Raw genomic sequence first — 26402 nt, forward strand, 5'->3', positions numbered from 1 at the left:
TAACTGCTCCAGGGAACCTACGCAAGGGCTTCTCGCCTGAGAGCGACCAAGCCGATACGCATAACAAACCGTAAGAGTACCCGCGCCGCCCCGGACGGGTCAAAACGGGGTCGGCGCGACCGGCACGGGCGCGGAGAGCGATGGCGAAAATACTTACCGTGACATCCCCAACGTCAGTCGCCACAGGCCTCATTGAGGCGCACCGGTACCACCGTCGCCCCGTCTAGGATGCGACCCATGAGCTTCGGACAGGGGGGACCCCAGTCCCAGTGGGATCCCTGGAAACCCAATTCGCAGCAGCCGTGGGGCGGCAGCGTCGACGACGAGACCCCGGACTGGGCCGCGCTCGCCGACCAGGCGGAGACGCGCAACAGACGCAAGCGACTGCTGCTGATAGGCGGCGGCGCGCTCGCGACGGTGGCCGTCGGGACAGCCGTGGCCATGGCCGTGATGTCGGCGAACGACGACACGAGCGCGTCGGGCAAGCCCACGAACCTGCCCGCGAGCGCCTCCGTGCCCAGTGCCGACGCCACCTCGCCGTCCTTCGCGCCGACCAGCGCGCCCCCGCCGCTGGACCCGAAGGACTTCATCTCCAGCAAGGCGAAGGACACGGCACCGCTCAGCCCCGCGGGCCTCTTCCCGGGCACCCAGCTGACGGTCGCCTCGACGGTGTACAAGAAGGGCCCGACGGCCGACACCACGAACTGCGCCTCGGTCGCCTCGGGCACCCTCCCCAAGGTCCTCACCGCGAACGGCTGCACCCGCCTCATGCGGGTCTCGTACGTCAAGGACAACATCGCGGTCACGGTCGGTGTGGCCCTCTTCGACACCGAGGCACAGGCGACGAAGGCCAAGGCCCAGGCGGACACCAAGAGCGCTGTCAGGTCACTGTCCGGCAAGGGCGTCAAGGCCTTCTGCGACGGCGCGATCTGCCGTACGACGACCAACGCCTACGGCCGCTACGCCTACTTCACGGTCGCCGGTTTCACCAACGGCACGGACGTGACGGCGAAGGACACCAAGGTCTTCGCGATCGGCGACGACCTGGGCAAGTTCGCCTTCGACCAGATCCGCGCCCGCGGCGAGGCCCAGGCTTCGGCGGCGGCGCAGTAACAGGCGGGGGGCCACCGGGAGTTGGCGCCCGGCGCGCCCACCCGGCCGGCCCTCAGTGCACAGCCCCCCGCACCCGCCGGGCCAGCAACTGCCGCTCCGCCAGCCCCTCGTCGGCCGGATAGGCGACCTCCTCCAAGGTCAGCCCGTGCGGCCGTACGACATGCACGGCGCTGTCCCGCACCCGCGCGTCCAGCACCTTCCGTGGCCACTCGGCGCCCCGGTGTCCATCGCCGACGAACACCAACGCGCCCACCATGGACCGCACTTGGTTGTGGCAGAAGGCGTCGGCACGCACTTCGATCTCGACGACCCCGTCATCCCGCCGCCGCACGCCGAAGTCAAAAATCTCCCGAACGGTCGACGCCCCCTCACGCTTCTTCGCATAAGCGGCGAAGTCATGTTCCCCCACAAGGGACTTGGCGGCGGCGTCCATCACATCGACGTCCAACTCCCAGTCGTGCCACAGCACATGGTTCCGCAGCAACGGATCCACGCCCCCCGGCCAGTCCCCCACCCGGTACACATAACGCCGCCACAGAGCCGCGAACCGCGCGTTGAAGCCCTCAGGAGCCTCCGCCACGCCCCACACCCGCACATCCTTCGGCAACCGCCCCGCAAGCCGCTTCAGCAGCTTCTCCCGGTGCTCCGCCCACAACTCCCCCGGCAGATCGACATGCGCCACCTGCCCCCGGGCATGCACCCCGGCATCGGTCCGCCCGGCCACGGTCAGGTCGTACGCCGCGGCCCCGGACCGCGTCACCGTCCGCAACGCATCCTCGACCTCCCCCTGCACAGTCCGTCGCCCCCCGGCCTGCTTGGCCCACCCGGAGAACAGGGTCCCGTCGTAGGAGAGGTCGAGTCGCACGCGTACGAACCCGGCTTCTACGTCATCACTCACACAGAGATCCTCTCAGGAACACAAAAGCGGGCCCGCTCCATAAAAGGAACGGGCCCACTACACGCCCTGCATTTAGGGGCGCGGGGAACTGCGCGACCAGCCACAGCGGACCGGCAGCCAAAAACGGTGTTACGCGTCCTTGGCCTCTTCGTCGGCCTCAACCGGCTTCGCGTCCTCAACGACCTCAACCGGAGCCGCAGCCTCGGCGTCCTTCGCGGCACGCTTGGTCGCGGCCTCGGCCTCACCGGTCGCAGCCTGCGCGACGGTCAGGGCCTCGACGAGCTCGATGACAGCCATGGGCGCGTTGTCGCCACGACGGTTACCGATCTTGGTGATACGGGTGTAACCACCGGGACGGTTCTCGTAGCGCGGGCCGATCTCGGTGAAGAGCGTGTGGACGACGCTCTTGTCCGTGATCACCTGAAGCACCTGACGGCGGTTGTGAAGGTCGCCCTTCTTGCCCTTGGTGATCAGACGCTCGGCGTACGGCCGCAGTTTGCGGGCCTTCGCCTCGGTGGTGGTGATACGGCCGTGCTCGAAGAGCGACTTCGCGAGGTTCGCGAGGAGCAGCTTCTCGTGCGCGGCACTGCCGCCCAGACGGGCACCCTTGGTGGGCTTCGGCATGTCTTTCTCCTTGGTATCTGCCCCGGCCGTATCAGGTACCGGGGTCAGGACCCGGCGAGCGGATGCTCACCGGCAACAACCGATCAGTACTGCTCGGTCTCCACGAAACCCGCGTCCACGTCGTCGTCGGCGCCGAAGGCGTCGGCAGCGGCCGTCGGGTCGAATCCGGGCGGGCTGTCCTTCAGGGCCAGGCCCATGCCGGCCAGCTTCGCCTTGACCTCGTCGATGGACTTCGCACCGAAGTTGCGGATGTCCAGGAGGTCGGCCTCGGAACGAGCCACGAGCTCACCCACGGAGTGGATGCCCTCGCGCTTGAGGCAGTTGTACGACCGAACGGTGAGCTCAAGCTCCTCGATCGGCAGGGCGAGATCAGCGGCAAGGGCGGCGTCCGTCGGGGACGGGCCCATGTCGATGCCCTCGGCGTCGATGTTCAGCTCGCGGGCGAGACCGAACAGCTCGACCAGGGTCTTGCCGGCGGACGCCATGGCGTCGCGCGGCCGCATGGCCTGCTTCGTCTCGACGTCGACGATGAGCTTGTCGAAGTCGGTCCGCTGCTCGACACGCGTGGCCTCGACCTTGTACGTGACCTTCAGCACCGGGCTGTAGATGGAGTCGACCGGGATACGGCCGATCTCCTGGCCCACCTGCTTGTTCTGCACGGCGGAGACGTAACCGCGGCCACGCTCGACCGTGAGCTCCATCTCCAGCTTGCCCTTGCCGTTGAGCGTGGCGAGGACGAGATCGGGGTTGTGCACCTCGACACCGGCCGGAGGCGCGATGTCGGCGGCGGTGACCAGACCCGGACCCTGCTTGCGCAGGTACATCACGACCGGCTCGTCGTGCTCCGAGGAGACGACCAGCTGCTTGATGTTGAGGATCAGGTCGGTGACGTCCTCCTTGACGCCCGGCACGGTGGTGAACTCGTGCAGGACACCGTCGATCCGGATGCTGGTGACAGCGGCACCGGGGATCGAGGAGAGGAGCGTACGACGCAGGGAGTTGCCGAGGGTGTAGCCGAAGCCCGGCTCCAGCGGCTCGATCACGAACCGGGAGCGGAATTCGTCGACGACCTCTTCGGTCAACGAGGGGCGCTGAGCGATCAGCATGAGGTGATTCCTTCAGTCATGGACACCCACTATTTGATGTCCTTGCCACCGGGCGGTAGCCCGATGTTGATACAGCTGCAAGGGTACGGGCGGCACGGCCCCGAAAGGCCATACCGCCCGAAACCTGAGACAACCGTGCGTCAGACGCGGCGGCGCTTCGGCGGACGGCAGCCGTTGTGCGGGGTGGGGGTGACGTCCTGGATGGAGCCGACCTCAAGGCCAGTGGCCTGGAGGGAGCGGATCGCGGTCTCGCGACCGGAGCCCGGGCCCTTCACGAAGACGTCAACCTTGCGCATGCCGTGCTCCTGCGCGCGACGGGCGGCCGACTCGGCGGCCATCTGCGCGGCGAAGGGGGTGGACTTGCGCGAGCCCTTGAAGCCGACGTGGCCGGCGGAGGCCCAGGAGATCACGTTGCCCGAGGGGTCCGTGATCGAGACGATCGTGTTGTTGAACGTGCTCTTGATGTGCGCGTGGCCGTGAGCGACGTTCTTCTTTTCCTTGCGGCGCACCTTCTTGGCAGCGCCCTGACGACCCTTGGGGGGCATCTATTACTCCTACGGGGAGGTGGTCGGTCCTACAGCGAAGACCGCTGGTGAAGCGTTGTCCGCTGCGGACTACTTCTTGCCCGGCTTCTTCTTGCCGGCGATGGCGCGACGCGGACCCTTGCGGGTACGAGCGTTCGTGCTGGTGCGCTGACCGCGAACGGGCAGACCACGACGGTGACGGAGACCCTGGTAGCAGCCGATCTCCACCTTGCGGCGGATGTCGGCCTGGATCTCGCGACGGAGGTCACCCTCGGTCTTGATGTTGGCGTCGACGTACTCACGAATCGCGACGAGCTGCTCTTCCGAGAGGTCGCGAACGCGGGTGTTGGGGTCGATGCCGGTCTCGGCCAGCGTCAGCTGGGAAAGGGTCCGACCAATGCCGAACACGTAGGTGAGGGCGACCTCCACGCGCTTTTCGCGCGGGATGTCGACACCGGAAACGCGTGCCATTCAATGGCTCCTGGTGATCTTCGGAGGTCTTCCGCAGAACCGGATCCCAGCCGCCGGCCTCTTCTGTCGAAGATTTGGTACGGCGTGGGTCCCCAGCCTCCGAGCCGGGGGTGTCGGACGCCTACTACGCCCGGGTCCTGCGTATGAACATGTATTGCTCGCGTCGCGCGAAACTCTGCGATGGATGCAGAGGGAAGGTCCTGCGTCAGCCCTGGCGCTGCTTGTGGCGCGGGTTCTCGCAAATGACCATGACCCGACCGTGACGGCGGATCACCCTGCACTTGTCGCAGATCTTCTTGACGCTCGGCTTGACCTTCATTGGTGAGGTTCTCCGGGTCAGTTGCCTTCGGCGCCGCTTGCGCGGAACCTGGGCAAGATCTACTTGTAGCGGTAGACGATCCGGCCACGCGTCAGGTCGTACGGAGACAGCTCCACCACGACCCGGTCGTCAGGGAGGATGCGGATGTAGTGCATACGCATCTTGCCGCTGATGTGTGCCAGGACCTGGTGGCCGTTCTGGAGCTCCACCTTGAACATGGCGTTCGGGAGAGACTCGACGACAGTGCCTTCGATCTCGATGGCACCTTGCTTCTTGGCCACGCTTCGCCCTTCGAATCGACTACCTTGATCGACTCTGTGCGTCCCCTTACGGGGTGCATGCGGACATGCGGCTGCACGAGAGCCGACGAGTCAGTCTACGTCAGGCCACTCGGAAAGACGAATCGAGGAAGGATGCCCCGGAGCGGAGATCACTAAGCACGCGGAGAGCTTTTAGGGGCGCGGGGCTGTGACATTTGCGGCTCCGCCGCGTGGGCGCGACCAGCCCCCACCGGCGGTCAGCCAGGCAACTACGCGAGCGGATCCGGCGCAGCCGTGATCCCATACTCGGCCAATTTCGCCTTGCCACCATCAGGAGCCGTCAGCACAAGCGGCCCCTCCTCGGTCAAGGCAACCGAGTGCTCCCAGTGGGACGACCAGGTCCCGTCCGTCGTGATGACCGTCCAGTCATCCGAGAGCACCTCGGTCTTCGGGGTCCCCAGAGACACCATCGGCTCGATGGCGAGGCAGAACCCCGGCACCAGCTTCGGCCCCTTACCCCGCCGCTTCTCCACGTAGTTCAGCAAGTGCGGGTCCATGTGCATCTCGGTACCGATGCCGTGACCGCCGTAGTCCTCGACGATCCCGTACTTCCCCCCACCCGGCTTCGGCTGCCGCCGGATGTACGTCTCGATGGCCCGGGAGATGTCCACGAGCCGATTCCCCAGCTTCATCGCGGCGATCCCGGCCCACATCGACCCCTCGGTCACCCGCGACAGCTCAAGGAGCTCCGGGGAGTGCCCCGAGCCCACGAACGCCGTGTACGCCGCGTCCCCGTGCCAGCCGTCGATGATCGCGCCGCAGTCGATGGAGATGATGTCGCCGTCCTTCAACACCACGTCCTCGGACGGGATCCCGTGGACGACGACCTCGTTCACCGAGGTGCAGATCGTCGCGGGGAAACCGCCGTAGCCGAGGAAGTTCGGCTTCGCGTTGTGGTCGGCGAGGACCTTGCGGGCGACCTCGTCCAGATCCTTCGTGCTGGCGCCGGGCACCGCGGCCTCACGCGTGGCCGCGTGGATCGCGGCGACGACCAGCCCCGCCTCGCGCATCTTGGCGATCTGCTCGGGGGTCTTGATCTGCACCATGGGGGCCTGCGCTCTCCGTCTTCCGCGACACAAAGGAATGGCCGTGGACAAAAACGGCCGTACACAACAGTACGACCGCGGCGCCCCTGCGGGCACCGCGGCCGGTTCTGCTTGGTGACTACTTCGCGCTCTCGTCCTCGCGCTGCAGCGCGTCCAGCGCCCGCTGTGTGATCTCGTCCACCGGACCGAGCGAGGAGATCGTGACCACCAGGCCCTGGGCCTTGTAGTAGTCGATGATCGGCTCGGTCTGCGTGTGGTAGACCTCCAGGCGGGTGCGGACCGTGTCCTCGGAGTCGTCGTCGCGCTGGTACAGCTCGCCGCCGCAGGTGTCACAGACACCGTCCTGCTTCGGCGGGCTGTACGTCACGTGGAAGACGTGACTGGAGTCCTTACGGCAGATGCGGCGGCCGGCGATGCGCTTGACCACCTCGTCCTCGGAGACCTCCAGGTCGAGGACCGCGTCCAGCTTGATGCCCTCGGTCTTCAGCAGCTCGTCCAGCGCCTCGGCCTGCGACACATTGCGCGGGAAACCGTCCAGCAGAAAGCCGCCCGCGGCGTCCGGCTGCTCCATGCGGTCCTTGGCCATCGCGATGGTGACCTCGTCCGGGACCAGGTTGCCCGCGTCCATGTAGGACTTCGCCAGTTTGCCGAGTTCCGTGGCCTGACTGATGTTGGCACGGAAGAGGTCGCCCGTGGAGATGTGCGGGATGTGCAGCGTCTTGGCGAGGCGCACAGCCTGCGTTCCCTTACCGGCACCCGGCGGCCCGACGAGGACGATTCGCATCAGCGGAGGAACCCTTCGTAATTGCGCTGCTGGAGCTGGCTCTCGATCTGCTTCACCGTCTCAAGACCGACACCCACGATGATCAGGATGCTGGTCCCGCCGAACGGGAAGTTGCCGCTTGCGTTGAAACCGACCAACGCCATCGTCGGTACGAGAGCGATCAGACCCAGATACAGCGAACCCGGCCAGGTGATCCGGTTGAGTACGTAACTCAGGTACTCAGCGGTGGGCCGGCCAGCCCGGATGCCCGGGATGAAGCCACCATACTTCTTCATGTTGTCCGCGACTTCCTCGGGGTTGAACGAGATCGCCACGTAGAAGAACGCGAAGAAAACGATCAGCAGGAAGTAGCTGACCAGGTAGATCGGGTGGTCACCCTTGGTCAGGTTGGTCTGGATCCAGGTCTTCCAGCCGGACGTACCGCCGGAGAACTGAGCGACCAGAGCCGGGATGTAGAGCAGCGACGACGCGAAGATGACCGGAATCACACCGGCCTGATTGACCTTCAGCGGGATGTAGGTCGACGTACCGCCGTAGGAACGGCGGCCGATCATGCGCTTCGCGTACTGGACCGGGATCCTGCGCTGGGCCTGCTCGACGAAGACCACGAGGCCGACCATCACCAGGCCGACGAGGATGACGGTGCCGAACTCGATCCAGCCGCCGGCCAGCGTGCCCTGCTTCTTGATGGCCCACAGAGCGGACGGGAACGTCGCGGCGATCGAGATGAACATGAGGATCGACATGCCGTTGCCGATACCGCGGTCGGTGATGAGCTCGCCGAGCCACATCACGACGCAGGTGCCGGCGGTCATGCAGACGACCATGGTGATGGTGGTGAAGATCGACTGGTCCGGGACGATCTGATTCGCCGTCGGGCAGCCCGAGAACAGGGCGCCGCTGCGGGCGGTGGCCACCAGACCCGTGCCCTGGAGGATGGCGAGCGCCACGGTCAGATAACGCGTGTACTGCGTGATCTTCGCCGTACCGGCCTGCCCCTCCTTCTTGAGGGCTTCGAGGCGCGGGATCACGACGGTCAGCAGCTGCAGAATGATGCTCGCCGTGATGTACGGCATGATGCCGAGCGCGAAGATCGTGATCTGGAGCAGCGCGCCACCGCTGAACATGTTGACCAGACCGAACAGACCCTGGTTGCCGTTCGAGACGTCGATACAGGTCTGGACGCTCTTGTAATCGACGCCCGGGATCGGGACGTGCGTACCGACCCGGTACACCACGATGATGCCGAGCGTGAAGAGCAGCTTCTTGCGCAGGTCGGGTGTCCTGAACGCCCGGGCGAACGCGGTGAGCACGGTGCCTCCTGCGACCCCCGCGTGTGCGCGCGTGAGGTGACGACTAAGTGTGGTTGATGGCCTGTGGAACGAGATTACGGCATGCCAAGACGACGCTGGGTACCAGCCGCACAGCCTACCTACATCAACGCCCCTAGGGGATACCGATCGAACGTCCCATGAGTCACGACTGCTGAAAAAACGGCCGGGGTCGACCCTCTGTAGAGGGCCAACCCCGGCCGCCGTTGCTGACGTTGGTCAGGCTCGGTCCGAAATATCAGACGAGCTCGGTGACCGTACCGCCCGCAGCAGTGATCTTCTCCTTGGCGGAGCCGGAGACGGCGTCAACCGAAACCTGCAGCGCCACGGAGATCTCGCCCTGGCCGAGCACCTTGACGAGGCTGTTCTTGCGAACGGCACCCTTGGCGACGAGACCCTCAACGGTGACCTCGCCACCCTCGGGGTACAGCGCGCCCAGCTTGTCGAGGTTCACGACCTGGAACTCGGTCTTGAACGGGTTACGGAAACCCTTCAGCTTCGGGAGACGCATGTGGAGGGGCATCTGGCCACCCTCGAAGCGCTCCGGAACCTGGTAACGGGCCTTCGTGCCCTTGGTACCACGACCGGCCGTCTTACCCTTCGACGCCTCACCACGACCCACACGGGTCTTGGCGGTCTTGGCACCCGGGGCGGGACGGAGGTTGTGGATCTTGAGCGGGTTGTTCTCCGCCATGATCAGTCGACCTCCTCAACCGTCACGAGGTGGCGGACGGTGTGCACCATTCCGCGGAACTCGGGGCGGTCCTCCTTGACGACCACGGTGTTGATCCCCTTGAGACCAAGGGACCGCAGTGTGTCACGGTGGTTCTGCTTGCTGCCGATGTACGACTTCGTCTGCGTGACCTTGAGGCGAGCCATTACGCACCCGCCCCCGCACGTGCACGAAGGAGAGCCGCGGGGGCGACGTCCTCAAGGGGCAGACCGCGGCGGGCCGCGATCTCCTCGGGACGCTGCAGGCCCTTGAGGGCCGCCACGGTCGCGTGCACGATGTTGATCGCGTTGGACGAGCCGAGCGACTTCGACAGGATGTCGTGCACGCCGGCGCACTCCAGGACAGCTCGCACCGGGCCACCGGCGATAACGCCGGTACCGGGGGAAGCAGGCTTGAGCAGGACGACGCCCGCGGCCTTCTCGCCCGTGATCGGGTGCGGGATGGTGCCCTGGATACGGGGGACCTTGAAGAAGTGCTTCTTGGCCTCTTCAACACCCTTGGCGATCGCGGCCGGCACCTCCTTGGCCTTGCCGTAACCGACACCGACGGTGCCGTCACCATCGCCCACCACGACGAGCGCGGTGAAGCTGAAGCGACGACCACCCTTGACAACCTTGGCGACGCGGTTGATCGCGACTACGCGCTCAACGTACGCGGTCTTCTCGGCGGCAGCAGCGCCGCCGTCACGGCCCTTCCGGTCCCGCCGCTCGCCGCCACCGGCACCGCTTCCACGGCGCTGGGGTCCAGCCATTGGATTACCTCTCTCTTTCCGCTAGCTACGGAAGCGACTAGAACTTCAGTCCGGCTTCGCGGGCGGCATCCGCCAGGGCGGCGATGCGCCCCGCGTACTGGTTGCCGCCACGGTCGAATACGACAGCCTCGACACCGGCAGCCTTGGCGCGCTCGGCGACCAGGGCGCCGACCGACTTGGCCTGCGCGGACTTGTCGCTCTCGCCGCCGCGGATCGAGGTGTCCAGGGTCGACGCCGACGCCAGGGTGTGACCCTTGATGTCGTCGATGACCTGGGCCACGATGTGCCGGTTGGAGCGGGTCACGACCAGGCGCGGACGCTCAGCCGTACCGGAAATGTGCTTCCGGATGCGGATGTGACGACGCTTGATGGCAGCACGCTTGTAAGCGTCGCCCTTAGCGATCTTCGTACCGTATGCCATGGCTTACTTACCCGCCTTTCCGACCTTGCGCCGGATGACTTCGCCCTCGTACTTGACGCCCTTGGCCTTGTACGGGTCGGGCTTGCGCAGCTTGCGGATGTTGGCCGCAACCTCGCCGACCTTCTGCTTGTCGATGCCCTCGACCGAGAAGTGCGTCGGGTTCTCGACCTTGAACGAGATGCCCTCGGGCGCCTCGACCGTGATCGAGTGGCTGTAGCCGAGAGCGAACTCAAGGTTCGAACCCTTGGCCGCGACGCGGTAACCGACACCACTGATTTCGAGCTTCTTCACGTAACCCTCGGTCACGCCGGTGATCATGTTCGCCACCAGCGTGCGGGACAGGCCGTGCAGGGCCTTGTTCTGACGCTCGTCGTTGGGGCGGGTGACGCTGAGCACGCCGTCCTCACCCTTGGCGATGTCGATCGGCGCTGCGACGGTGTGGGTCAGCGAGCCCTTGGGGCCCTTGACCGAGACCGTACGGCCGTCGATGGTGACGTCCACGCCGGCGGGAACCGTGATGGGGAGCTTGCCAATACGCGACATAGCTTCTTCCGATTCCTTTCCGCTACCAGACGTAGGCGAGAACTTCTCCGCCTACGCCCTTCTTGCCGGCCTGCTTGTCGGTGAGGAGCCCGTGCGACGTGGAGATGATCGCCACGCCGAGGCCACCCAGCACCTTGGGCAGGGAGGTGGACTTCGCGTAAACCCGGAGACCGGGCTTGGAGATCCGCTTGATGCCCGCGATGGAGCGCTCACGGTTCGGGCCGAACTTCAGCTCGAGAACGAGGTTCTTGCCGACCTCGGCGTCCTCGACCTTCCAGCCCGTGATGAAGCCCTCCTGCTGGAGGATCTCCGCGATGTGAGACTTGATCTTGGACGCCGGCATCGTCACTGAGTCGTGGTATGCCGAGTTCGCGTTCCGCAGACGCGTAAGCATGTCTGCGATCGGATCAGTCATGGTCATGAATTGGCCTTCGGCCTCTCTCGCCGGGGTTTCCAGGTGCCCATCCCTCTCCTCGATCCGAGACGAGGCGGGTGCGGTGCGGTGGACCTACGGCGTAGTAAGTCGTGTGGGCGTCAGGCGCCCAACCCTCCTAGCCTAAGCCATGGAGAGGTGGGCACCTGACCGAACCCTTTGCTTACCGAGAGCTTCGGGAGTCCGGAACTACCGGACTACCAGGAGCTCTTGGTCACGCCCGGCAGCTCGCCACGGTGAGCCATCTCACGAAGGCACACGCGGCAGAGGCCGAACTTGCGGTACACGGAGTGCGGACGGCCGCAGCGCTGGCAGCGCGTGTAGCCACGTACTCCGAACTTGGGCTTACGAGCAGCCTTGGCAATCAGAGCCTTCTTCGCCATCTCGCTTACGCCTCCTTGAAGGGGAAGCCGAGGTGACGGAGAAGGGCACGGCCTTCGGCGTCGTTGGTCGCCGTGGTCACCACGGTGATGTCCATACCCCGGACGCGGTCAATCTTGTCCTGGTCGATCTCGTGGAACATGACCTGCTCGGTGAGACCGAAGGTGTAGTTGCCACGACCGTCGAACTGCTTGGGAGACAGACCACGGAAGTCGCGGATGCGCGGAAGCGCGAGCGACAGGGTGCGGTCCAGGAACTCCCACATGCGGTCGCCACGGAGCGTGACGTGGGCACCGATCGGCTGACCCTCGCGCAGCTTGAACTGCGCGATGGACTTGCGGGCCTTGGTGATGGCCGGCTTCTGACCGGTGATCGTGGTCAGGTCACGGACGGCACCGTCCATGAGCTTGGAGTCACGGGCGGCGTCGCCGACACCCATGTTCACCACGATCTTGACGAGGCCGGGGATCTGCATGACGTTCTCGTAGGAGAACTCCTCACGCAGCTTGCCCGCGATCTCCTCGCGGTACTTCGTCTTGAGACGCGGAGTGGTGGTGGTAGTCATCAGATGTCCTCACCCGTCCGCTTGGCAACGCGAACCTTGTTGCCCTCGTCGTCGAAGCGGTAGCCGACACGCGTGACGACCTTGTTGCCGTCCTTCTCAACGACCAGCTGGACGTTGGAGACGTGGATCGGCGCCTCGGTCGTGACGATGCCACCGGCCTGCGAGCCCTTTGCGGTGGGGCCGGCCTTGGTGTGCTTCTTGACCCGGTTCACACCCTCGACCAGGACGCGCTCGTCGCGCGGGTAAGCGGCAATGACCTTGCCCTGCTTGCCCTTGTCCTTGCCGGTGATGACCTGAACCGTGTCACCCTTCTTGATCTTCATGCTTACAGCACCTCCGGAGCCAGCGAGATGATCTTCATGAACTTCTTCTCGCGCAGCTCGCGCCCGACCGGGCCGAAGATGCGGGTACCACGAGGGTCGCCGTCGTTCTTCAGAATGACGGCGGCGTTCTCGTCGAAGCGGATGTACGAGCCGTCCGGACGGCGGCGCTCCTTGACGGTGCGAACGATGACGGCCTTGACGACGTCACCCTTCTTCACGTTGCCACCGGGGATCGCGTCCTTGACGGTGGCGACGATGACGTCACCGATGCCCGCGTAGCGGCGACCGGAGCCACCGAGCACACGGATGCAAAGGATTTCCTTCGCACCAGTGTTGTCGGCGACGCGCAGTCGCGACTCCTGCTGGATCACGTCTATCTCCTGGATGTCTGCCGGTTCCCGGGGCGGTGCGACACTTGCACGCCCGCCCAGAGCCTGGCGGAACTGTCCTGCGGGGGTACCCGCAGGAATTACTTGGGCCACCCGGCGGCTCCGTCAAACGACTCGCGCTACTCGCGCTAGTGCTTCACGCAGCTCAGCCGGGTTTTCCCGGCGGAGCTCCGCAAGTCGTTTGACGGAGCTCCGCCGGAACGGCGATCAGTTCTGCGGGTTGGCCCCGCAGGGACTACTTGGCCTTCTCGAGGATCTCGACGATGCGCCAGCGCTTCGTCGCGGACAGCGGACGCGTCTCCATCAGGAGGACGCGGTCGCCGACGCCTGCGGCGTTCTGCTCGTCGTGGGCCTTGAGCTTGTTCGTACGGCGGATGACCTTGCCGTACAGCGCGTGCTTCACGCGGTCCTCGACGGCGACGACGACGGTCTTGTCCATCTTGTCGCTGACGACGAGACCCTCGCGGGTCTTGCGGAAGCCGCGGGATGCGGTCTGCTCTTCAGTCACATTGCTCTCGCTCATCAGGCGCTCTCCACCGTCTCGATGCCCAGCTCGCGCTCACGCATCAGGGTGTAGATCCGCGCGATGTCCTTCCGGACGGCCTTCAGCCGACCGTGGTTCTCGAGCTGACCGGTCGCCGCCTGGAAGCGGAGGTTGAACAGCTCTTCCTTGGCTTCGCGGAGCTTGTTGAGAAGCTCCTCGTCACCCAGTTCGCGCAGCTCGGACGCCTTGGTACCGGCCGACATCACGCTTCACCTGCCTCGCGCTTGACGATCCGGCACTTCATCGGCAGCTTGTGGGCTGCGCGAGTGAGGGCCTCACGGGCGATCTTCTCGTTGGGGTAGGACAGTTCGAACATGACCCGGCCCGGGTGCACGTTCGCGATCCACCACTCGGGAGAACCCTTACCGGAACCCATGCGGGTCTCGGCAGGCTTCTTTGTGAGCGGGCGGTCCGGGTAGATGTTGATCCAGACCTTGCCGCCACGCTTGATGTGGCGGGTCATCGCGATACGGGCGGCCTCGATCTGGCGGTTCGTCACGTACGCCGGCGTGAGGGCCTGAATGCCGTACTCGCCGAACGAAACCTGCGTACCGCCCTTGGCCTGACCACGACGCTTGGGGTGGTGCTGCTTGCGGTGCTTGACCCTACGGGGGATCAGCATTTCGGTCAGGCCTCCGTTCCGCCAGTAGAAGAGGGCGCGGCCTCAGCCGGAGCGGCAGCGGCGGCGGGAGCGTCGGCCTTGGGGGCCTCGGCAGCCGGCGCGGACTGCTGCTGCGGCTTGCGGCCGCGGCCGCCACGCTCGCCACCGCGGCCACCGCCACGGGCCGGGCGGTCGCCGCCCGGGCCGCCACCGCGAGCCGGGCGGTTACCCGCACGGGCAGCGGCGTTCTCGGCGCGGACCTCGGCGATGTTCTTGACGTCGCCCTTGTAGATCCAGACCTTCACACCGATACGGCCGAAGGTCGTCTTGGCCTCGAAGAAGCCGTAGTCGACGTTCGCGCGGAGCGTGTGCAGGGGCACGCGGCCCTCGCGGTAGAACTCCGAGCGGGACATCTCGGCGCCGCCGAGGCGGCCGCCGCACTGGATCTTGATGCCCTTGGCGCCGGCCTTCATCGCCGACTGCATGCTCTTACGCATGGCGCGGCGGAAGGAGACGCGGGAGGAGAGCTGCTCGGCGACGGCCTGGGCCACCAGCTGAGCGTCCGTCTCCGGGTTCTTGACCTCAAGGATGTTGAGCTGGACCTGCTTGCCGGTCAGCTTCTCCAGGTCGCCGCGGATGCGGTCGGCCTCGGCGCCGCGGCGGCCGATGACGATGCCCGGGCGAGCGGTGTGGATGTCCACACGCACGCGGTCACGGGTGCGCTCGATCTCAACCTTCGAGATGCCGGCGCGCTCCATGCCGGACGTCATCATCCGACGGATGGCGACGTCTTCCTTGACGTAGTCCTTGTACAGCTTGTCGGCGTACCACCGGGACTTGAAGTCCGTGGTGATGCCGAGCCGGAACCCGTGCGGGTTAACCTTCTGGCCCATTACCGGGTTCCTTCCTTGCTGCTGACGACCACGGTGATGTGGCTGGTCCGCTTGCGGATCCGGTAGGCGCGGCCCTGGGCACGCGGCCGGAACCGCTTCAGGGTCGGACCCTCGTCGACGTATGCCTCGGAGATGACGAGGCTGCCGGCGTCGGTGTGGTCGTAGTTGTGTGCGGCGTTGGCAATGGCGCTGTCAAGCACCTTGCCGACCGGCACGCTCGCGGCCTGCGGGGCGAAACGCAGGACCGCCTGAGCCTCCGTGGCGTCCATGCCACGGATGAGGTCCACCACGCGGCGGGCCTTCATGGGCGTGACGCGGATGTACCGCGCCTGGGCCCTGGCTTCCATGGTTGTCCCTTCAGTGTTTGTCATGGTCGGTCACCCCGCGCTAGCGGCGCTTCGACTTCCGGTCGTCCTTGACGTGACCCCGGAAGGTGCGCGTCGGCGAGAACTCGCCGAGCTTGTGGCCGACCATCGACTCGGTGACAAACACCGGGATGTGGGTCTTGCCGTTGTGCACCGCGATCGTGTGGCCGAGCATGGCCGGGACGATCATCGAGCGGCGGGACCAGGTCTTGATGACGTTCTTGGAGCCGGCCTCGTTCTGTACGTCCACCTTCTTGATGAGGTGGCCGTCGACGAAGGGCCCCTTCTTGAGACTGCGCGGCATCTAAACCCGCTCCTAGCGCTTCTTGTTCGTCTTGCGGCGGCGGACGATGTACTTGTTCGAAGCCTTCTTCGGCGAACGAGTACGACCCTCCTTCTGACCCCACGGGCTGACCGGGTGGCGACCACCGGAGGTCTTGCCCTCACCACCACCGTGCGGGTGGTCGACCGGGTTCATCGCAACACCACGGACGGTCGGGCGGACGCCCAGCCAGCGCTTGCGGCCTGCCTTGCCCCAGTTGATGTTGCTCTGCTCGGCGTTGCCGACCTCGCCGACCGTGGCGCGGCAGCGCTGGTCGACCAGACGGATCTCGCCGGAGGGCATACGAAGGTGGGCCATGGTGCCCTCCTTCGCCAGCAGCTGCACGGAGGCACCGGCGGAGCGGGCGAACTTGGCGCCGCCACCCGGACGGAGCTCGATCGCGTGGATCGTGGTACCGACCGGGATGTTGCGGAGCGCCAGGTTGTTGCCCGGCTTGATGTCGGCCCCGGGACCGTTCTCGACGCGGTCACCCTGCTGCAGGTTGCGCGGGGCGAGGATGTAGCGCTTCTCGCCGTCCGCGTAGTGCAGCAGCGCGATGCGCGCGGTGCGGTTGGGGTCGTACTCGATGTGCGCGACCTTCGCCGGCACGCCGTCCTTGTCATGGCGACGGAAGTCGATGACGCGGTAGGCGCGCTTGTGTCCGCCACCCTGGTGGCGGACGGTCACACGACCGGAATTGTTACGGCCGCCCTTGCTGTGCAGGGGGCGAACCAGCGACTTCTCCGGCGTGGACCGCGTGACCTCGACGAAGTCGGCGACGCTGGAGCCACGGCGGCCCGGCGTAGTCGGCTTGTACTTGCGGATTCCCATTTCTCAGTCCTCGTCCGATATCGGACGATCCGACCCGCTTACGCGGCCGGACCGCCGAAGATGTCGATACGGTCGCCCTCAGCGAGGGTCACGATCGCGCGCTTGGAGCCCGCGCGCTGACCGAAACCGGTCTTGGTGCGCTTGCGCTTGCCCTGGCGGTTGATCGTGTTGACCCCGGTGACCTTGACCGAGAAGACCGCCTGGACGGCCTGCTTGATCTGGGTCTTGTTGGCGCCCGGGGCCACGATGAAGGTGTACTTGCCCTCGTCGAGGAGCGCGTAGCTCTTCTCCGAGACGACCGGCTTCAGCAGCACGTCACGGGGGTCCGTGAACGACTTGCTGATCGGCGTCTCGACAGTGTTCTTGCCCTCGGTCTCGTGACGCTTCGCCTTGGCGACGCGCGCGACCTTCTTGGCCTTGGCGGCCTTGGAGGCGATGCTCGGGTGACGCGTAGCCATCAGGCTTCGCTCCCTTCGGTGTCAGCGGCCTGGGGGCCAGACACGAAGGACTCGAAAGCGGCCTGGGTGAAGACCACGTCGTCCGAGACGAGAACGTCGTACGTGTTCAGCTGGCCCGGCTCCAGGATGTGGACCTGGGGCAGGTTGCGCGCGGAAAGCAGCGCGGCCTCGTCGGAGCGCTCGATGACCAGGAGCACGTTCTTGCGCTCGCTGACCTTGCCGAGGAAGCTCTTGGCGGCCTTGGTGGAGGGGGTCTCGCCCTCGATCACGCCGGTGATGACGTGGATGCGAGCGTTGCGGGCCCGGTCGGTGAGGGCGTGGCGCAGGGCCGCGGCCTTCATCTTCTTCGGGGTCCGCTGCGAGTAGTCGCGCGGCGTCGGGCCGTGCACGACGCCACCGCCGGCGAACTGCGGGGCGCGGGTCGAACCCTGACGGGCGCGGCCGGTGCCCTTCTGGCGGTACGGCTTCTTACCGCCACCGCGGACCTCGCCACGACGCTTGACCTTGTGCGTGCCCTGACGGGCGGCGGCCAGCTGCGCGACGACGACCTGGTGAAGCAGCGGGATGCTGATCTTCTCGACGTCGAAGATCTCGGCCGGGAGCTCTACGGTCCCGGCGGTGTCGCCGGAGGGCGACAGAATGTCAATGGTGCTCATAGTCCTCAGGCCCCCTTGGCCGCGGTGCGGACCAGGACGAGGCCGCCGTTCGGACCAGGAACCGCGCCCTTGATGAGGAGCAGGCCCTTCTCCGCGTCAACGGCGTGAACGGTCAGGTTCTGGGTGGTGACCCGCTCGTTGCCCATACGACCCGCCATGCGGAGGCCCTTGAACACACGGCCCGGGGTGGCACAGCCACCGATGGAGCCGGGAGAGCGGTGCTTGCGCTGGGTGCCGTGTCCGGCGCCGAGGCCCTTGAAGTTGTGACGCTTCATGACACCGGCGAAGCCCTTGCCCTTGCTCTTGCCGGTCACGTCCACCTTGACGCCGGCCTCGAAGGTCTCGGCGGTGATCTCCTGGCCGAGGGTGTACTCGCTGGCGTCAGCGGTACGGATCTCGACGAGGTGGCGGCGGGGCGTGACGTCGGCCTTGGCGAAGTGGCCCTTGAGGGGCTTGTTCACCTTGCGCGGGTCGATCTCGCCGAAGGCGATCTGGACCGACTCGTAGCCGTCACTGTCGTTCGTACGGACCTGGGTCACAACGTTCGGGCCGGCCTTGACGACGGTGACCGGAACAACACGGTTGTTCTCGTCCCACACCTGCGTCATGCCGAGCTTCTCGCCCAGGATGCCCTTGATCTGCTTAGCCATCTTCAGCTCACCGACCCCTAGAGCTTGATCTCGATGTCGACACCGGCCGGCAGGTCGAGTCGCATCAGAGAGTCAACGGTCTTGGGGGTGGGGTCGAGGATGTCGATCAGGCGCTTGTGCGTGCGCATCTCGAAGTGCTCGCGCGAGTCCTTGTACTTGTGCGGCGACTTGATGACGCAGTACACGTTCTTCTCAGTGGGCAGCGGCACCGGGCCCGCGACCGACGCACCAGTGCGCGTCACCGTCTCGACGATCTTCTTCGCCGAGGAGTCGATGACCTCGTGGTCGTAGGCCTTGAGCCGGATGCGGATCTTCTGTCCCGCCATGGCTACTCAGTAGTCCTGTCTCTAGTAACGCTCTGCACCCCGGCAAGCCCTTCTGCTCGCTTCACTCTTCGATTCCTCCGACCCACGCGGTCGGGTGTGTCGCGCTCTCACCGACACAGAAGTCCCATATACGGAACTTCCCTGCTGGGAAAGCACGGCCCTTCCGGAACCGCAAGCCGAGGGCGAAGAAGCCCACCGGGTGCCTGGCCGGCGCCGCACTGACACTTCCCGAAAGATTCCCGTACGTCCGCCCCAGCGCTGCCGTAAGGCAGTTGGGACGACGAGTACCGTGGGACTCGCTTCCGGTCCTCCCGACGGGAGGCGCGCAGCATCAACACTCGACCGAGCAACTCCGACAGTCTGCCATATGGCGGAGGCGGCTGGCCAATCGGGGCGTAGAGATTACCCCTGGAGTGACGTAGGTCAAACACGTGCGCGCGGCGGGCGCACAGCTTGGGCACGTCTGCCCAGGCATCCCGATCAGGCGATTGCCTGCAATTTCGCACTTCACGGTATCGGGACAGGCTAGTTTGCGTTCTTGATCAGGGCACACAGGGCAGGAGGTCCCCACGTCATGGTCAAGGTACGGATCGAGACGAGCCGTGAGCACATCGCCGAGTTGGCTCGCCTACGGGATCCCGTAGGCGCTGTCGAGGAGCTGCTCTGGAATGCCGTGGACGCCGATGCCGAACGTGTCGTCGTCACCTTGGAGCGCAACGACCTGGGCGGTGTGGACAGAGTCCGGGTCCAGGACGACGGCAGTGGGATGTCGGCAGAACACTGCGAGGAGTACTTCCGGCCCATCGGTGCTTCCTGGAAGAAACGCGCCCAGGGAAGCCCGGTGAAGAAACGCGCTCTGCACGGGAAGAACGGGCGAGGACGGGTACGCGCCTTCGCCCTCGGCACCCAGGTGCGCTGGACCAGCGCCAGTGACGCCTTGGGAGGCCGCCAACAACTGGTGATCGAGGCCAACCAGCGTTCCATGGACGAGTTCGACATCGGCGATCCGGAGCCCACCGACGATCCCACCGGCACGCTCTTCGAGGCCTTCGGCGGTGACGAGCTTTTGAACCTGCTCGCCGACGAGCGAGCCAGATCATCGCTCACCACTGCCTTCGCGACGTACCTGGAGAAATATCCGGACGTCCGCATCGAGTACGACGGCCAGGACCTCGACCCGGCTGCGGAACAACTCCACGTACACGACTACGTTTTGCCGTCGCCTTCCGGCTGGAACGGCGAGCCCGCCCGACTGAAGGTCGTGGAATGGCGCAGGCCCGTCACTCGGGCGCTCTTCCTGTGCGACGGCCAAGGTATGTCCCGGGCTCACCTCAAGCCGGGTATCCAGGCTCCCGGTTTCGAGTTCACCGCACATATCACATGGGCCGGTTTCGACGAGGTCGACGCCGAGGATCTCGCCTTCACCGACTGGGCGTCGGAGGGCCCGCTCGCCGAAGTGCTCGCAGCGGCGCGTGATCAGCTCAAGGCCCACTTCCGGGCCAGGGTGGACGAGCGCAGACGGGAGCAGGTCGCCCAGTGGCGGCGCGAAGGGATCTACCCCTACGCGGATGACGCCGCAGACGAGCGAGAGCGGGCGGAACGCGAGACGTTCGACGCCGTCGCCACCACCGTCTTCCGGCACCTGCCGAGATCTCAGGGCACACGCCGCACGACGTTCGCGCTGCTTCGATCCGTCCTCGCGCACGAGCCTTCGGACGTGCTGCGCATCGCGGACGAGTTGTTCTCGCTCTCCAAACAGGAGCGGGAAGAACTCAACCGGCTTCTGCAGCGCACCACTCTCTCGGCTCTGATCAAGGCTTCTACGGCGGCGGCCAACCGGATCGACTTCCTAACCGCGCTGGAACACCTTGTCTTCACTCCGGAAGCGAAGCAACGTGTGACCGAACGGGACGAACTCCACCGCCTCCTAGAGGATCAGTGCTGGGTCTTCGGCGAGGAGTACGCGCTCCATGTCAGTGATCGCAGTCTCAACGCGGTCCTCACGGAACACTGTCGGCTGCTCGGCCGTGAGGCTCCCGCACCAAAACCAGTCCTGCGTGAAGACGGGCGACGCGGCAGGGTGGATCTGATGCTGTCCCGGGCCGCCCGGCACCGGAAAGGTGAACGGCACCATCTGGTCATCGAGTTGAAGCGCCCCAACATCGTCCTCGGAATGACGGAGTTCGGCCAGATCAGCAGTTACGCGGAGGCGGTCATGTCCGACGACCGCTTCCGCGATCCGGCGGTGACGTGGGACTTCTGGCTGGTGGGCAACGCCATGGACAAGACGCTCCGGCAGATGGCCCACCAAGTGGACCGTGTTCCGGGTTGCGCGGTCTCCACGCCCCTCTTCCGGATCATGGTGAAGACCTGGGGCGAGATCATCGAGGACTGTCAGGAGCGCCTGCGGTTCCACAGCGCGCACCTTGAGTACCAGTCCTCCACCGAGCATGCGATGAACTACCTGGTACGCAACCACGGTGATGTGGTGGCCGAACTGGTCGCGGACGGGACCATCCCCGGCCCCCGAAGCGCTGAGACTACCGACGACGTCACGCTGTGAACCTTGGCCGACTGATGCCCTGATGGCCGCCTCTTGTCAGTGGCCCGGTCTACTGTTCTTGGCGCGCCTGTGCCCAGGGCGCACCGTCCCGTTCACAGCGCCCCAAGCAGAGAGCGAGCCACCCTTCGTGACCACCACCGTGCACGACGTCCTCCGGATCATCCGTGAGCAGTCGACGACGAACCGCGAACTCGGCACCGCCTTCGAGCGGTTGATGGTGCGTTTCCTCAGTACGGACCCGCTCTGGAGCGAGCAGTTCAGCCGGGTGTGGATGTACGGCGAGTGGCCGGGCGCGGCCGGCAACCAGAAAGATCTCGGCATCGACCTGGTGGCGCAGGAACGCGAGACCGGCGACGTGTGGGCGATCCAGTGCAAGTTCTACGAACCGAATCACACGGTCCAGAAGGCTGACATCGACTCCTTCTTCACCGCCTCCGGAAAGGGCGGGTTCGCTCACCGCCTGATCATCTCCACCACGGACAGGTGGGGACCGAACGCCGAGGCGGCTCTGGACGACCAGCAGATCTCCGTGCACCGCCTCGGTCTGTCGGACATCGCCGCCAGCCCGGTGGAATGGCGGCTGCCCGCGAGCGGCAACGCGGACCGGGTCGAATTGTCCCTACGGGGCAAGAAGTCTCCTCGCCCCCACCAGCGCGAGGCCATCGATGCGGTGTTCCAGGGCTTCGAGGAGCATGATCGCGGCAAGCTGATCATGGCCTGCGGCACTGGCAAGACGTTCACGGGCCTGAAGATCGTGGAGCGGCTGGCGGCCGAGCGGGCCGAGGGCGGGCAGAGCGAGAACACCCGGGTCCTGTTCCTCGTCCCGTCCATCGCTCTGCTGTCGCAAACCCTGCGGGAGTGGCGGTACGAGACCGAGACCCCGCTGCGCGCCTTCGCGGTCTGCTCCGATACCAAGGTCTCCCGGGGTCGGGTCGACGCCGACGACTTGGACATGGCCACCCACGATCTGGCCCTGCCCGCCACCACGGACCCCGCCCGTCTACTCACCCAGATCACCGGCGATGGTAGCGAGCCGCCCGCCGGTCTGACGGTGGTCTTCTCCACGTACCAGTCGATCGGCACCATCGCAAAGGCGCAGGAGATGGGGCTCGACACCTTCGACCTCGTCCTATGTGACGAGGCGCACCGCACCACGGGTGTCACGCTCGCGGGCCACGACGAGTCGAACTTCGTCCGGATCCACGACAACACCGTCATCCGGGCCGCCCGCCGCCTCTACATGACGGCAACTCCGAGGCTCTACAACGAGGACACCAAGGCGGACGCGAAGAACGCCTCCGCCGTGCTGGCCTCCATGGACGACGAGAGTCTGTACGGCCCGGAGTTCCACCGGCTCGGTTTCGGCAAGGCGGTGGAACAGGGGTTGCTCACCGACTACCGGGTCCTCATCCTCACCGTGGACCAGGACGTGGTCGCCAAGTCCGTCCAGCAAGGCCTGGCGGCTGGCGGCCCCGAACTGAACCTCGACGACGCTGCCAAGATCATCGGCTGCTGGAACGGCCTGGCGAAACGCACCGGGACCTTCGGGGACGGCACCGGTTTCCTGCCCGGTGAGGAGCCGATGCGCCGGGCGGTCGCCTTCACCCGCTCCATCAAGGACTCCCAGGCGATCGCAGACCACTTCAACGGCATCGTCTCGGCGTACGAGGACGCCGATGACGACCTGCTGAACTGCGAGGTCCAGCACATCGACGGCACCTTCAACACCCTCCGCCGCAACGACCTCTTGGACTGGCTCAAGCAGGACCCGGGCCCGAACAACGCCCGCATCCTGTCCAACGCCCGCTGCCTGTCCGAGGGGGTCGACGTCCCGAACCTGGACGCGGTTCTCTTCCTCCAGCCGCGCAACTCCGTCGTCGACGTCGTCCAGTCCGTCGGCCGCGTGATGCGCCTGGCCCCCGGCAAGCGCTACGGCTACATCATCCTGCCCGTCGCCGTGCCCGCCGGGATGTCCGCCGAAGAGGCCCTTGCCGACAATCGCCGCTTCAAGACCGTGTGGCAGGTCCTCCAGGCACTGCGCGCCCACGACGACCGCTTCAACGCGTCCGTCAACCAGATCGATGTCAACAAGAAGGCCCCGAACACCATCGGGATCGGCGCGATCGGCGCCGGGGACGAGTCGGTCGGCGATCAGGACGGCAGCAGCACCGAGCAGAGTGCCGAGGCGAAGAAGGCCAAGGAGGAACAGACCGCGCGCTACGTCCAGGACCGCCTGGAGTTCGACGAGGCCTGGCGTGCGGCCATCTACGCCCGGATCGTCGACAAGGTCGGCGAGCGCACGTACTGGGAGCAGTGGGCCAAGGACATCGCGCTGATCGCGGAGCGGCATGTCGCCCGTATCAAGGCCGGCCTGGCGAACCCGCAGAAGGCGGAGGCCTTCAAGGAGTTCACGGACGAACTGCGGGCGAACATAAACCCCGGCGTCACCGAGTCCGACGCCATCGACATGCTCGCCCAGCACCTGATCACCAAGCCGGTCTTCGACGCCCTCTTCCAGGACTACGCGTTCGCCGCCAACAACCCCGTCTCCCAGGCGATGCAGCGGATGCTGGACATCCTGGACGACGACACCATCTCGGCCGAGGCGAAGACCCTCCAGGGCTTCTACGAGTCGGTGCGGGTGCGCGCGGAGGGCATCACCGACCACGATGGCCGCCAGCGTGTCATCACCGAGTTGTACGAGAAGTTCTTCAAGACGGCGCTGCCCAAGACGGCGGACGCGCTGGGCATCGTCTACACCCCGACCGAGGTCGTCGACTTCATCCTGCGGTCGGCCGACCAGGCGCTGGACCGGCACTTCGGCCGGTCGCTGTCGGACGAGGACGTGCATGTGCTGGACCCTTTCACGGGGACGGGCACGTTCGTGGTACGGCTGCTGCAGTCCGGGCTGATCAAGCCGGAGGATCTGCTGCGCAAGTACACGCGTGAGCTGCACGCCAACGAGATCGTGCTGCTGGCGTACTACATCGCGGCGGTGAACATCGAGGCGGCGTTCCATGACCTGTACCTGGAAACCAGGGGCGGCGGTGAGGGCGGGGACGCGTACGTGCCGTTCGAGGGCATCGTGCTGACCGACACATTCCAGCTCGCCGAGTCGGATGAGGGGCGGCTGTTCGGGGAGGTGATGGCGGGAAACAGCGAGCGGGCGCGGAAGCAGATGGGCCAGGACATCCGGGTCGTGCTGGGGAATCCGCCGTATTCGGTGGGGCAGGACAGCCAGAACGACGACAACCAGAACCTCAAGTACGAGGCGCTGGACGGTCGTATCCAGGCGACCTACGCAGCCAGGTCGACGGCCAAGAACAAGAACTCGCTGTACGACTCCTACCTGCGTGCCTTCCGGTGGGCCTCCGACCGGGTCGGGGACGAGGGCCTCGTGGCGTTCGTGTCCAACGGCGGATACGTCGACGGAAACACAGCGGACGGCGTGCGTAAGTGCCTGACAGACGAGTTCGACGCGGTGTACTGCTACAACCTGCGGGGCAATCAGCGCACGGCCGGCGAGCTGTCCCGTAGGGAGGGCGGCAAGATCTTCGGTTCCGGCAGCCGTAACACGGTGGCTGTGATCGTCCTGGTCAAGGGTGGCCGCGAGAACGCCCCGCGTGGGCTGTTCTACCGGGACATCGGGGACTACCACAGCCGGGAGGAGAAGCTCAGCATCGTCGACGGGCAGAGCCTGGACGCGGTGGAGTGGGAGCGGATCGCTCCGAACGCGGACGGAGACTGGATCAACCAACGGGACGAGCGGTTCGGGACGTTCCAGCCGATCGGCGAGCCGGACAAGTCCGCAATTGAGAAGGGCATCTTCAGGCTGTTCTCCCGTGGGCTTGAGACTGGTCGAGACTCATGGGTCTACAACTTCTCCGGACAACATCTCCGCGAGAACATGGAGTCGATGGTGGACTTCTACAACGAGCAGGCAACTGGGTACCAAGAGCATTGCAAAACCTCGGGCATTACCCAGGCACAAGTTGCAGACGCGGACCGCTACATCGACCGTGATGCGAAGCGAATCAGCTGGACGACAAGCTTGATCTCGAAGCTGGCGCAGGGGAAGCAGGTGGAGTACGCCTCGGAGCGAGTTGTAACGGGCCTATATCGTCCCTTCAACCGCCAAGCGGTGTATTTCGACCGAGATCTCAACCATCGTCCCGGCAAGATGCCACAGCTTTTCCCGACGCCGGAGCACGACAATGTCGGGTTCTACAACGTCGGCAACGGATCGGCAGTCCCCTTCTCGGTCCTCATGCTGGACTCCCTCCCCGACCTGCACGTCACAGGCGCGGGCAGCGGCGGCCAGTTCTTCCCCCGCTACACCTACCGCGATCTAGCCGTAGAAGGCGGCTTCGACTTCGGCGACGCAGACGGTACCGCCGCCTACGAGCGCGTCGACAACATCACCGACGCCGCCCTCGCCGCGTACCGCAAGACGTACGCTGACACGGCCCCCGGCCTGACGAAGGACGACATCTTCTTCTACGTCTACGGCCTCCTCCACTCCACCGCCTACCGCGAGGCCTACGCCTCCGACCTCAAGAAGTCACTGCCGCGTATCCCCAGAGTGCGTGACTTCAAGGGCTTCTCGGCGGCCGGACGGGCCCTGTCCGAGCTGCACATCGGGTACGAGACGGCCAAGCCCTTCGGCGGCGTCGTGCTGACGCTGACCGGCACCCGCCCGGACATGCCCGACTCGGAGCTGTACCGGGTGACGAAGATGAAGATCCCGAAGACGAAAGGCGTTCAGGACCGGACCCGGATCGTCTACAACCACCACGTCACGCTGGAGAACATCCCGGAGGAGGCGTACGAGTACCAGCTCGGGGCGCGGTCGGCGATCGAGTGGATCATCGACCGGTACCAGGTGAAGACCGACCCGAAGTCCGGCATCGTCAACGACCCCAACGACTGGTCCGACGACCCGCGTTACGTCATCGACTTGCTCAGGCGCATCGTGACGGTCAGCCTCGCGACCGTCGAGATCGTCCGGCACCTCCCGCCGCTCGACATCATCGAGGAAGCCGTCGGCTGAGCTGACCTCCCCAACAGCAGCGCGCCCCGTGCACGGCACCAACCGGGCGTGGGGCGCGAGTAGTTGAG

Annotated in this window: 34 protein-coding genes; 3 read left to right on the forward strand and 31 right to left on the reverse strand. The window is 65.8% G+C overall.

The features are described from left to right. Positions 1-237: 237 nt before the first annotated feature. The gene (locus ACGFY9_RS31660; protein ID WP_393759835.1) at positions 238-1113 is read left to right on the forward strand and encodes a hypothetical protein; all 876 of its coding nucleotides are present in this window, start codon (positions 238-240) and stop codon (positions 1111-1113) included. A 52-nt stretch (positions 1114-1165) separates the two neighbouring features. On the opposite strand, the gene truA is transcribed toward ACGFY9_RS31660, so the two are convergent. The 31 genes from truA to rpsJ form a co-directional block, all read right to left on the reverse strand. Beyond that, complete coding sequence (gene truA, locus ACGFY9_RS31665; RefSeq protein ID WP_393759837.1) at positions 1166-2011, reverse strand: tRNA pseudouridine(38-40) synthase TruA; 846 nt, start codon at positions 2009-2011, stop codon at positions 1166-1168. A gap of 129 nt (positions 2012-2140) precedes the next feature. Next, on the reverse strand, positions 2141-2635 hold the full coding sequence (gene rplQ / locus ACGFY9_RS31670) for a 50S ribosomal protein L17 (RefSeq protein WP_328831009.1): 495 nt from the start codon (positions 2633-2635) through the stop codon (positions 2141-2143). An 83-nt stretch (positions 2636-2718) separates the two neighbouring features. After that, a complete protein-coding gene (locus ACGFY9_RS31675; RefSeq protein WP_019055532.1) occupies positions 2719-3741 on the reverse strand; it encodes a DNA-directed RNA polymerase subunit alpha in 1023 nt (340 codons plus the stop codon). 140 nt (positions 3742-3881) lie between these two features. Next, positions 3882-4286 (reverse strand): 30S ribosomal protein S11, encoded by a 405-nt coding sequence (gene rpsK / locus ACGFY9_RS31680; protein ID WP_003956432.1) that lies wholly within the window; start codon positions 4284-4286, stop codon positions 3882-3884. Between the two features lie 69 nt (positions 4287-4355). Further along, the gene (gene rpsM / locus ACGFY9_RS31685; RefSeq protein WP_019055531.1) at positions 4356-4736 is read right to left on the reverse strand and encodes a 30S ribosomal protein S13; all 381 of its coding nucleotides are present in this window, start codon (positions 4734-4736) and stop codon (positions 4356-4358) included. A gap of 205 nt (positions 4737-4941) precedes the next feature. Continuing rightward, a complete protein-coding gene (gene rpmJ / locus ACGFY9_RS31690; RefSeq protein ID WP_003998809.1) occupies positions 4942-5055 on the reverse strand; it encodes a 50S ribosomal protein L36 in 114 nt (37 codons plus the stop codon). A 59-nt stretch (positions 5056-5114) separates the two neighbouring features. Beyond that, on the reverse strand, positions 5115-5336 hold the full coding sequence (gene infA, locus ACGFY9_RS31695) for a translation initiation factor IF-1 (protein ID WP_003948620.1): 222 nt from the start codon (positions 5334-5336) through the stop codon (positions 5115-5117). 248 nt (positions 5337-5584) lie between these two features. Further along, a complete protein-coding gene (gene map / locus ACGFY9_RS31700) occupies positions 5585-6421 on the reverse strand; it encodes a type I methionyl aminopeptidase (protein ID WP_318018233.1) in 837 nt (278 codons plus the stop codon). 118 nt (positions 6422-6539) lie between these two features. Beyond that, the gene (locus ACGFY9_RS31705; RefSeq protein ID WP_393759840.1) at positions 6540-7205 is read right to left on the reverse strand and encodes an adenylate kinase; all 666 of its coding nucleotides are present in this window, start codon (positions 7203-7205) and stop codon (positions 6540-6542) included. Next, positions 7205-8518: a preprotein translocase subunit SecY gene (gene secY / locus ACGFY9_RS31710; RefSeq protein ID WP_033280022.1), complete on the reverse strand. Its 1314-nt coding sequence runs from the start codon at positions 8516-8518 to the stop codon at positions 7205-7207. Before secY ends, ACGFY9_RS31705 begins: the two co-directional genes overlap by 1 nt. A gap of 256 nt (positions 8519-8774) precedes the next feature. Next, entirely contained in the window at positions 8775-9230 is a 456-nt protein-coding gene (gene rplO, locus ACGFY9_RS31715) for a 50S ribosomal protein L15 (protein ID WP_019055527.1), read from the reverse strand. 2 nt (positions 9231-9232) lie between these two features. After that, positions 9233-9415: a 50S ribosomal protein L30 gene (rpmD, locus tag ACGFY9_RS31720; RefSeq protein ID WP_006376032.1), complete on the reverse strand. Its 183-nt coding sequence runs from the start codon at positions 9413-9415 to the stop codon at positions 9233-9235. Continuing rightward, a complete protein-coding gene (gene rpsE, locus ACGFY9_RS31725) occupies positions 9415-10020 on the reverse strand; it encodes a 30S ribosomal protein S5 (protein ID WP_006376045.1) in 606 nt (201 codons plus the stop codon). The genes rpmD and rpsE overlap by 1 nt, the downstream gene beginning before the upstream one ends. Positions 10021-10057: 37 nt before the next feature. Then, entirely contained in the window at positions 10058-10441 is a 384-nt protein-coding gene (rplR, locus tag ACGFY9_RS31730; RefSeq protein ID WP_019055526.1) for a 50S ribosomal protein L18, read from the reverse strand. Between the two features lie 3 nt (positions 10442-10444). Further along, entirely contained in the window at positions 10445-10984 is a 540-nt protein-coding gene (rplF, locus tag ACGFY9_RS31735; RefSeq protein WP_033280021.1) for a 50S ribosomal protein L6, read from the reverse strand. 22 nt (positions 10985-11006) lie between these two features. Next, complete coding sequence (gene rpsH / locus ACGFY9_RS31740) at positions 11007-11405, reverse strand: 30S ribosomal protein S8 (protein ID WP_013001411.1); 399 nt, start codon at positions 11403-11405, stop codon at positions 11007-11009. A gap of 209 nt (positions 11406-11614) precedes the next feature. Then, positions 11615-11800, reverse strand: a complete 186-nt coding sequence (locus ACGFY9_RS31745; protein WP_003948630.1) for a type Z 30S ribosomal protein S14 — start codon at positions 11798-11800, stop codon at positions 11615-11617. 5 nt (positions 11801-11805) lie between these two features. Further along, positions 11806-12363: a 50S ribosomal protein L5 gene (rplE, locus tag ACGFY9_RS31750; RefSeq protein WP_019072280.1), complete on the reverse strand. Its 558-nt coding sequence runs from the start codon at positions 12361-12363 to the stop codon at positions 11806-11808. Then, on the reverse strand, positions 12363-12686 hold the full coding sequence (rplX, locus tag ACGFY9_RS31755; RefSeq protein WP_019072281.1) for a 50S ribosomal protein L24: 324 nt from the start codon (positions 12684-12686) through the stop codon (positions 12363-12365). The genes rplE and rplX overlap by 1 nt, the downstream gene beginning before the upstream one ends. Before the next feature lie 2 nt (positions 12687-12688). Then, on the reverse strand, positions 12689-13057 hold the full coding sequence (gene rplN, locus ACGFY9_RS31760) for a 50S ribosomal protein L14 (protein ID WP_003998823.1): 369 nt from the start codon (positions 13055-13057) through the stop codon (positions 12689-12691). Between the two features lie 253 nt (positions 13058-13310). Further along, entirely contained in the window at positions 13311-13598 is a 288-nt protein-coding gene (gene rpsQ, locus ACGFY9_RS31765) for a 30S ribosomal protein S17 (RefSeq protein WP_019072282.1), read from the reverse strand. Next, on the reverse strand, positions 13598-13822 hold the full coding sequence (gene rpmC / locus ACGFY9_RS31770) for a 50S ribosomal protein L29 (RefSeq protein ID WP_005481220.1): 225 nt from the start codon (positions 13820-13822) through the stop codon (positions 13598-13600). The genes rpsQ and rpmC overlap by 1 nt, the downstream gene beginning before the upstream one ends. Continuing rightward, positions 13822-14241, reverse strand: a complete 420-nt coding sequence (gene rplP / locus ACGFY9_RS31775; RefSeq protein ID WP_010986348.1) for a 50S ribosomal protein L16 — start codon at positions 14239-14241, stop codon at positions 13822-13824. Before rplP ends, rpmC begins: the two co-directional genes overlap by 1 nt. A 5-nt stretch (positions 14242-14246) precedes the next feature. Next, positions 14247-15113 (reverse strand): 30S ribosomal protein S3, encoded by an 867-nt coding sequence (gene rpsC / locus ACGFY9_RS31780; RefSeq protein WP_393759845.1) that lies wholly within the window; start codon positions 15111-15113, stop codon positions 14247-14249. Continuing rightward, positions 15113-15460, reverse strand: coding sequence for a 50S ribosomal protein L22 (rplV, locus tag ACGFY9_RS31785; RefSeq protein WP_006604878.1), 348 nt, complete (start codon positions 15458-15460; stop codon positions 15113-15115). Before rplV ends, rpsC begins: the two co-directional genes overlap by 1 nt. Positions 15461-15500: 40 nt before the next feature. Continuing rightward, positions 15501-15782 (reverse strand): 30S ribosomal protein S19, encoded by a 282-nt coding sequence (gene rpsS, locus ACGFY9_RS31790; protein WP_019055518.1) that lies wholly within the window; start codon positions 15780-15782, stop codon positions 15501-15503. A 12-nt stretch (positions 15783-15794) separates the two neighbouring features. Next, positions 15795-16631 carry a 50S ribosomal protein L2 gene (rplB, locus tag ACGFY9_RS31795; RefSeq protein ID WP_384162215.1) on the reverse strand — a complete coding sequence of 279 codons (837 nt, stop codon included), beginning with the start codon at positions 16629-16631 and terminating at the stop codon, positions 15795-15797. Positions 16632-16669: 38 nt separating this feature from the next. After that, positions 16670-17089: a 50S ribosomal protein L23 gene (gene rplW, locus ACGFY9_RS31800; protein WP_393759848.1), complete on the reverse strand. Its 420-nt coding sequence runs from the start codon at positions 17087-17089 to the stop codon at positions 16670-16672. Beyond that, positions 17089-17745 carry a 50S ribosomal protein L4 gene (rplD, locus tag ACGFY9_RS31805; RefSeq protein WP_037747970.1) on the reverse strand — a complete coding sequence of 219 codons (657 nt, stop codon included), beginning with the start codon at positions 17743-17745 and terminating at the stop codon, positions 17089-17091. The genes rplW and rplD overlap by 1 nt, the downstream gene beginning before the upstream one ends. Positions 17746-17750: 5 nt before the next feature. Then, on the reverse strand, positions 17751-18395 hold the full coding sequence (gene rplC, locus ACGFY9_RS31810; RefSeq protein WP_010986342.1) for a 50S ribosomal protein L3: 645 nt from the start codon (positions 18393-18395) through the stop codon (positions 17751-17753). 17 nt (positions 18396-18412) lie between these two features. Further along, a complete protein-coding gene (gene rpsJ, locus ACGFY9_RS31815; protein ID WP_003948644.1) occupies positions 18413-18721 on the reverse strand; it encodes a 30S ribosomal protein S10 in 309 nt (102 codons plus the stop codon). Positions 18722-19295: 574 nt separating this feature from the next. Here rpsJ and ACGFY9_RS31820 point away from each other — a divergent pair. Further along, positions 19296-21284 carry an ATP-binding protein gene (locus tag ACGFY9_RS31820; protein WP_393759850.1) on the forward strand — a complete coding sequence of 663 codons (1989 nt, stop codon included), beginning with the start codon at positions 19296-19298 and terminating at the stop codon, positions 21282-21284. 127 nt (positions 21285-21411) lie between these two features. Beyond that, positions 21412-26334 carry a DEAD/DEAH box helicase gene (locus ACGFY9_RS31825; protein ID WP_393759852.1) on the forward strand — a complete coding sequence of 1641 codons (4923 nt, stop codon included), beginning with the start codon at positions 21412-21414 and terminating at the stop codon, positions 26332-26334. Positions 26335-26402 lie beyond the last annotated feature (68 nt).

The sequence above is a fragment of the Streptomyces sp. NPDC048504 genome, assembly GCF_043200035.1.
GTDB lineage: Bacteria > Actinomycetota > Actinomycetes > Streptomycetales > Streptomycetaceae > Streptomyces.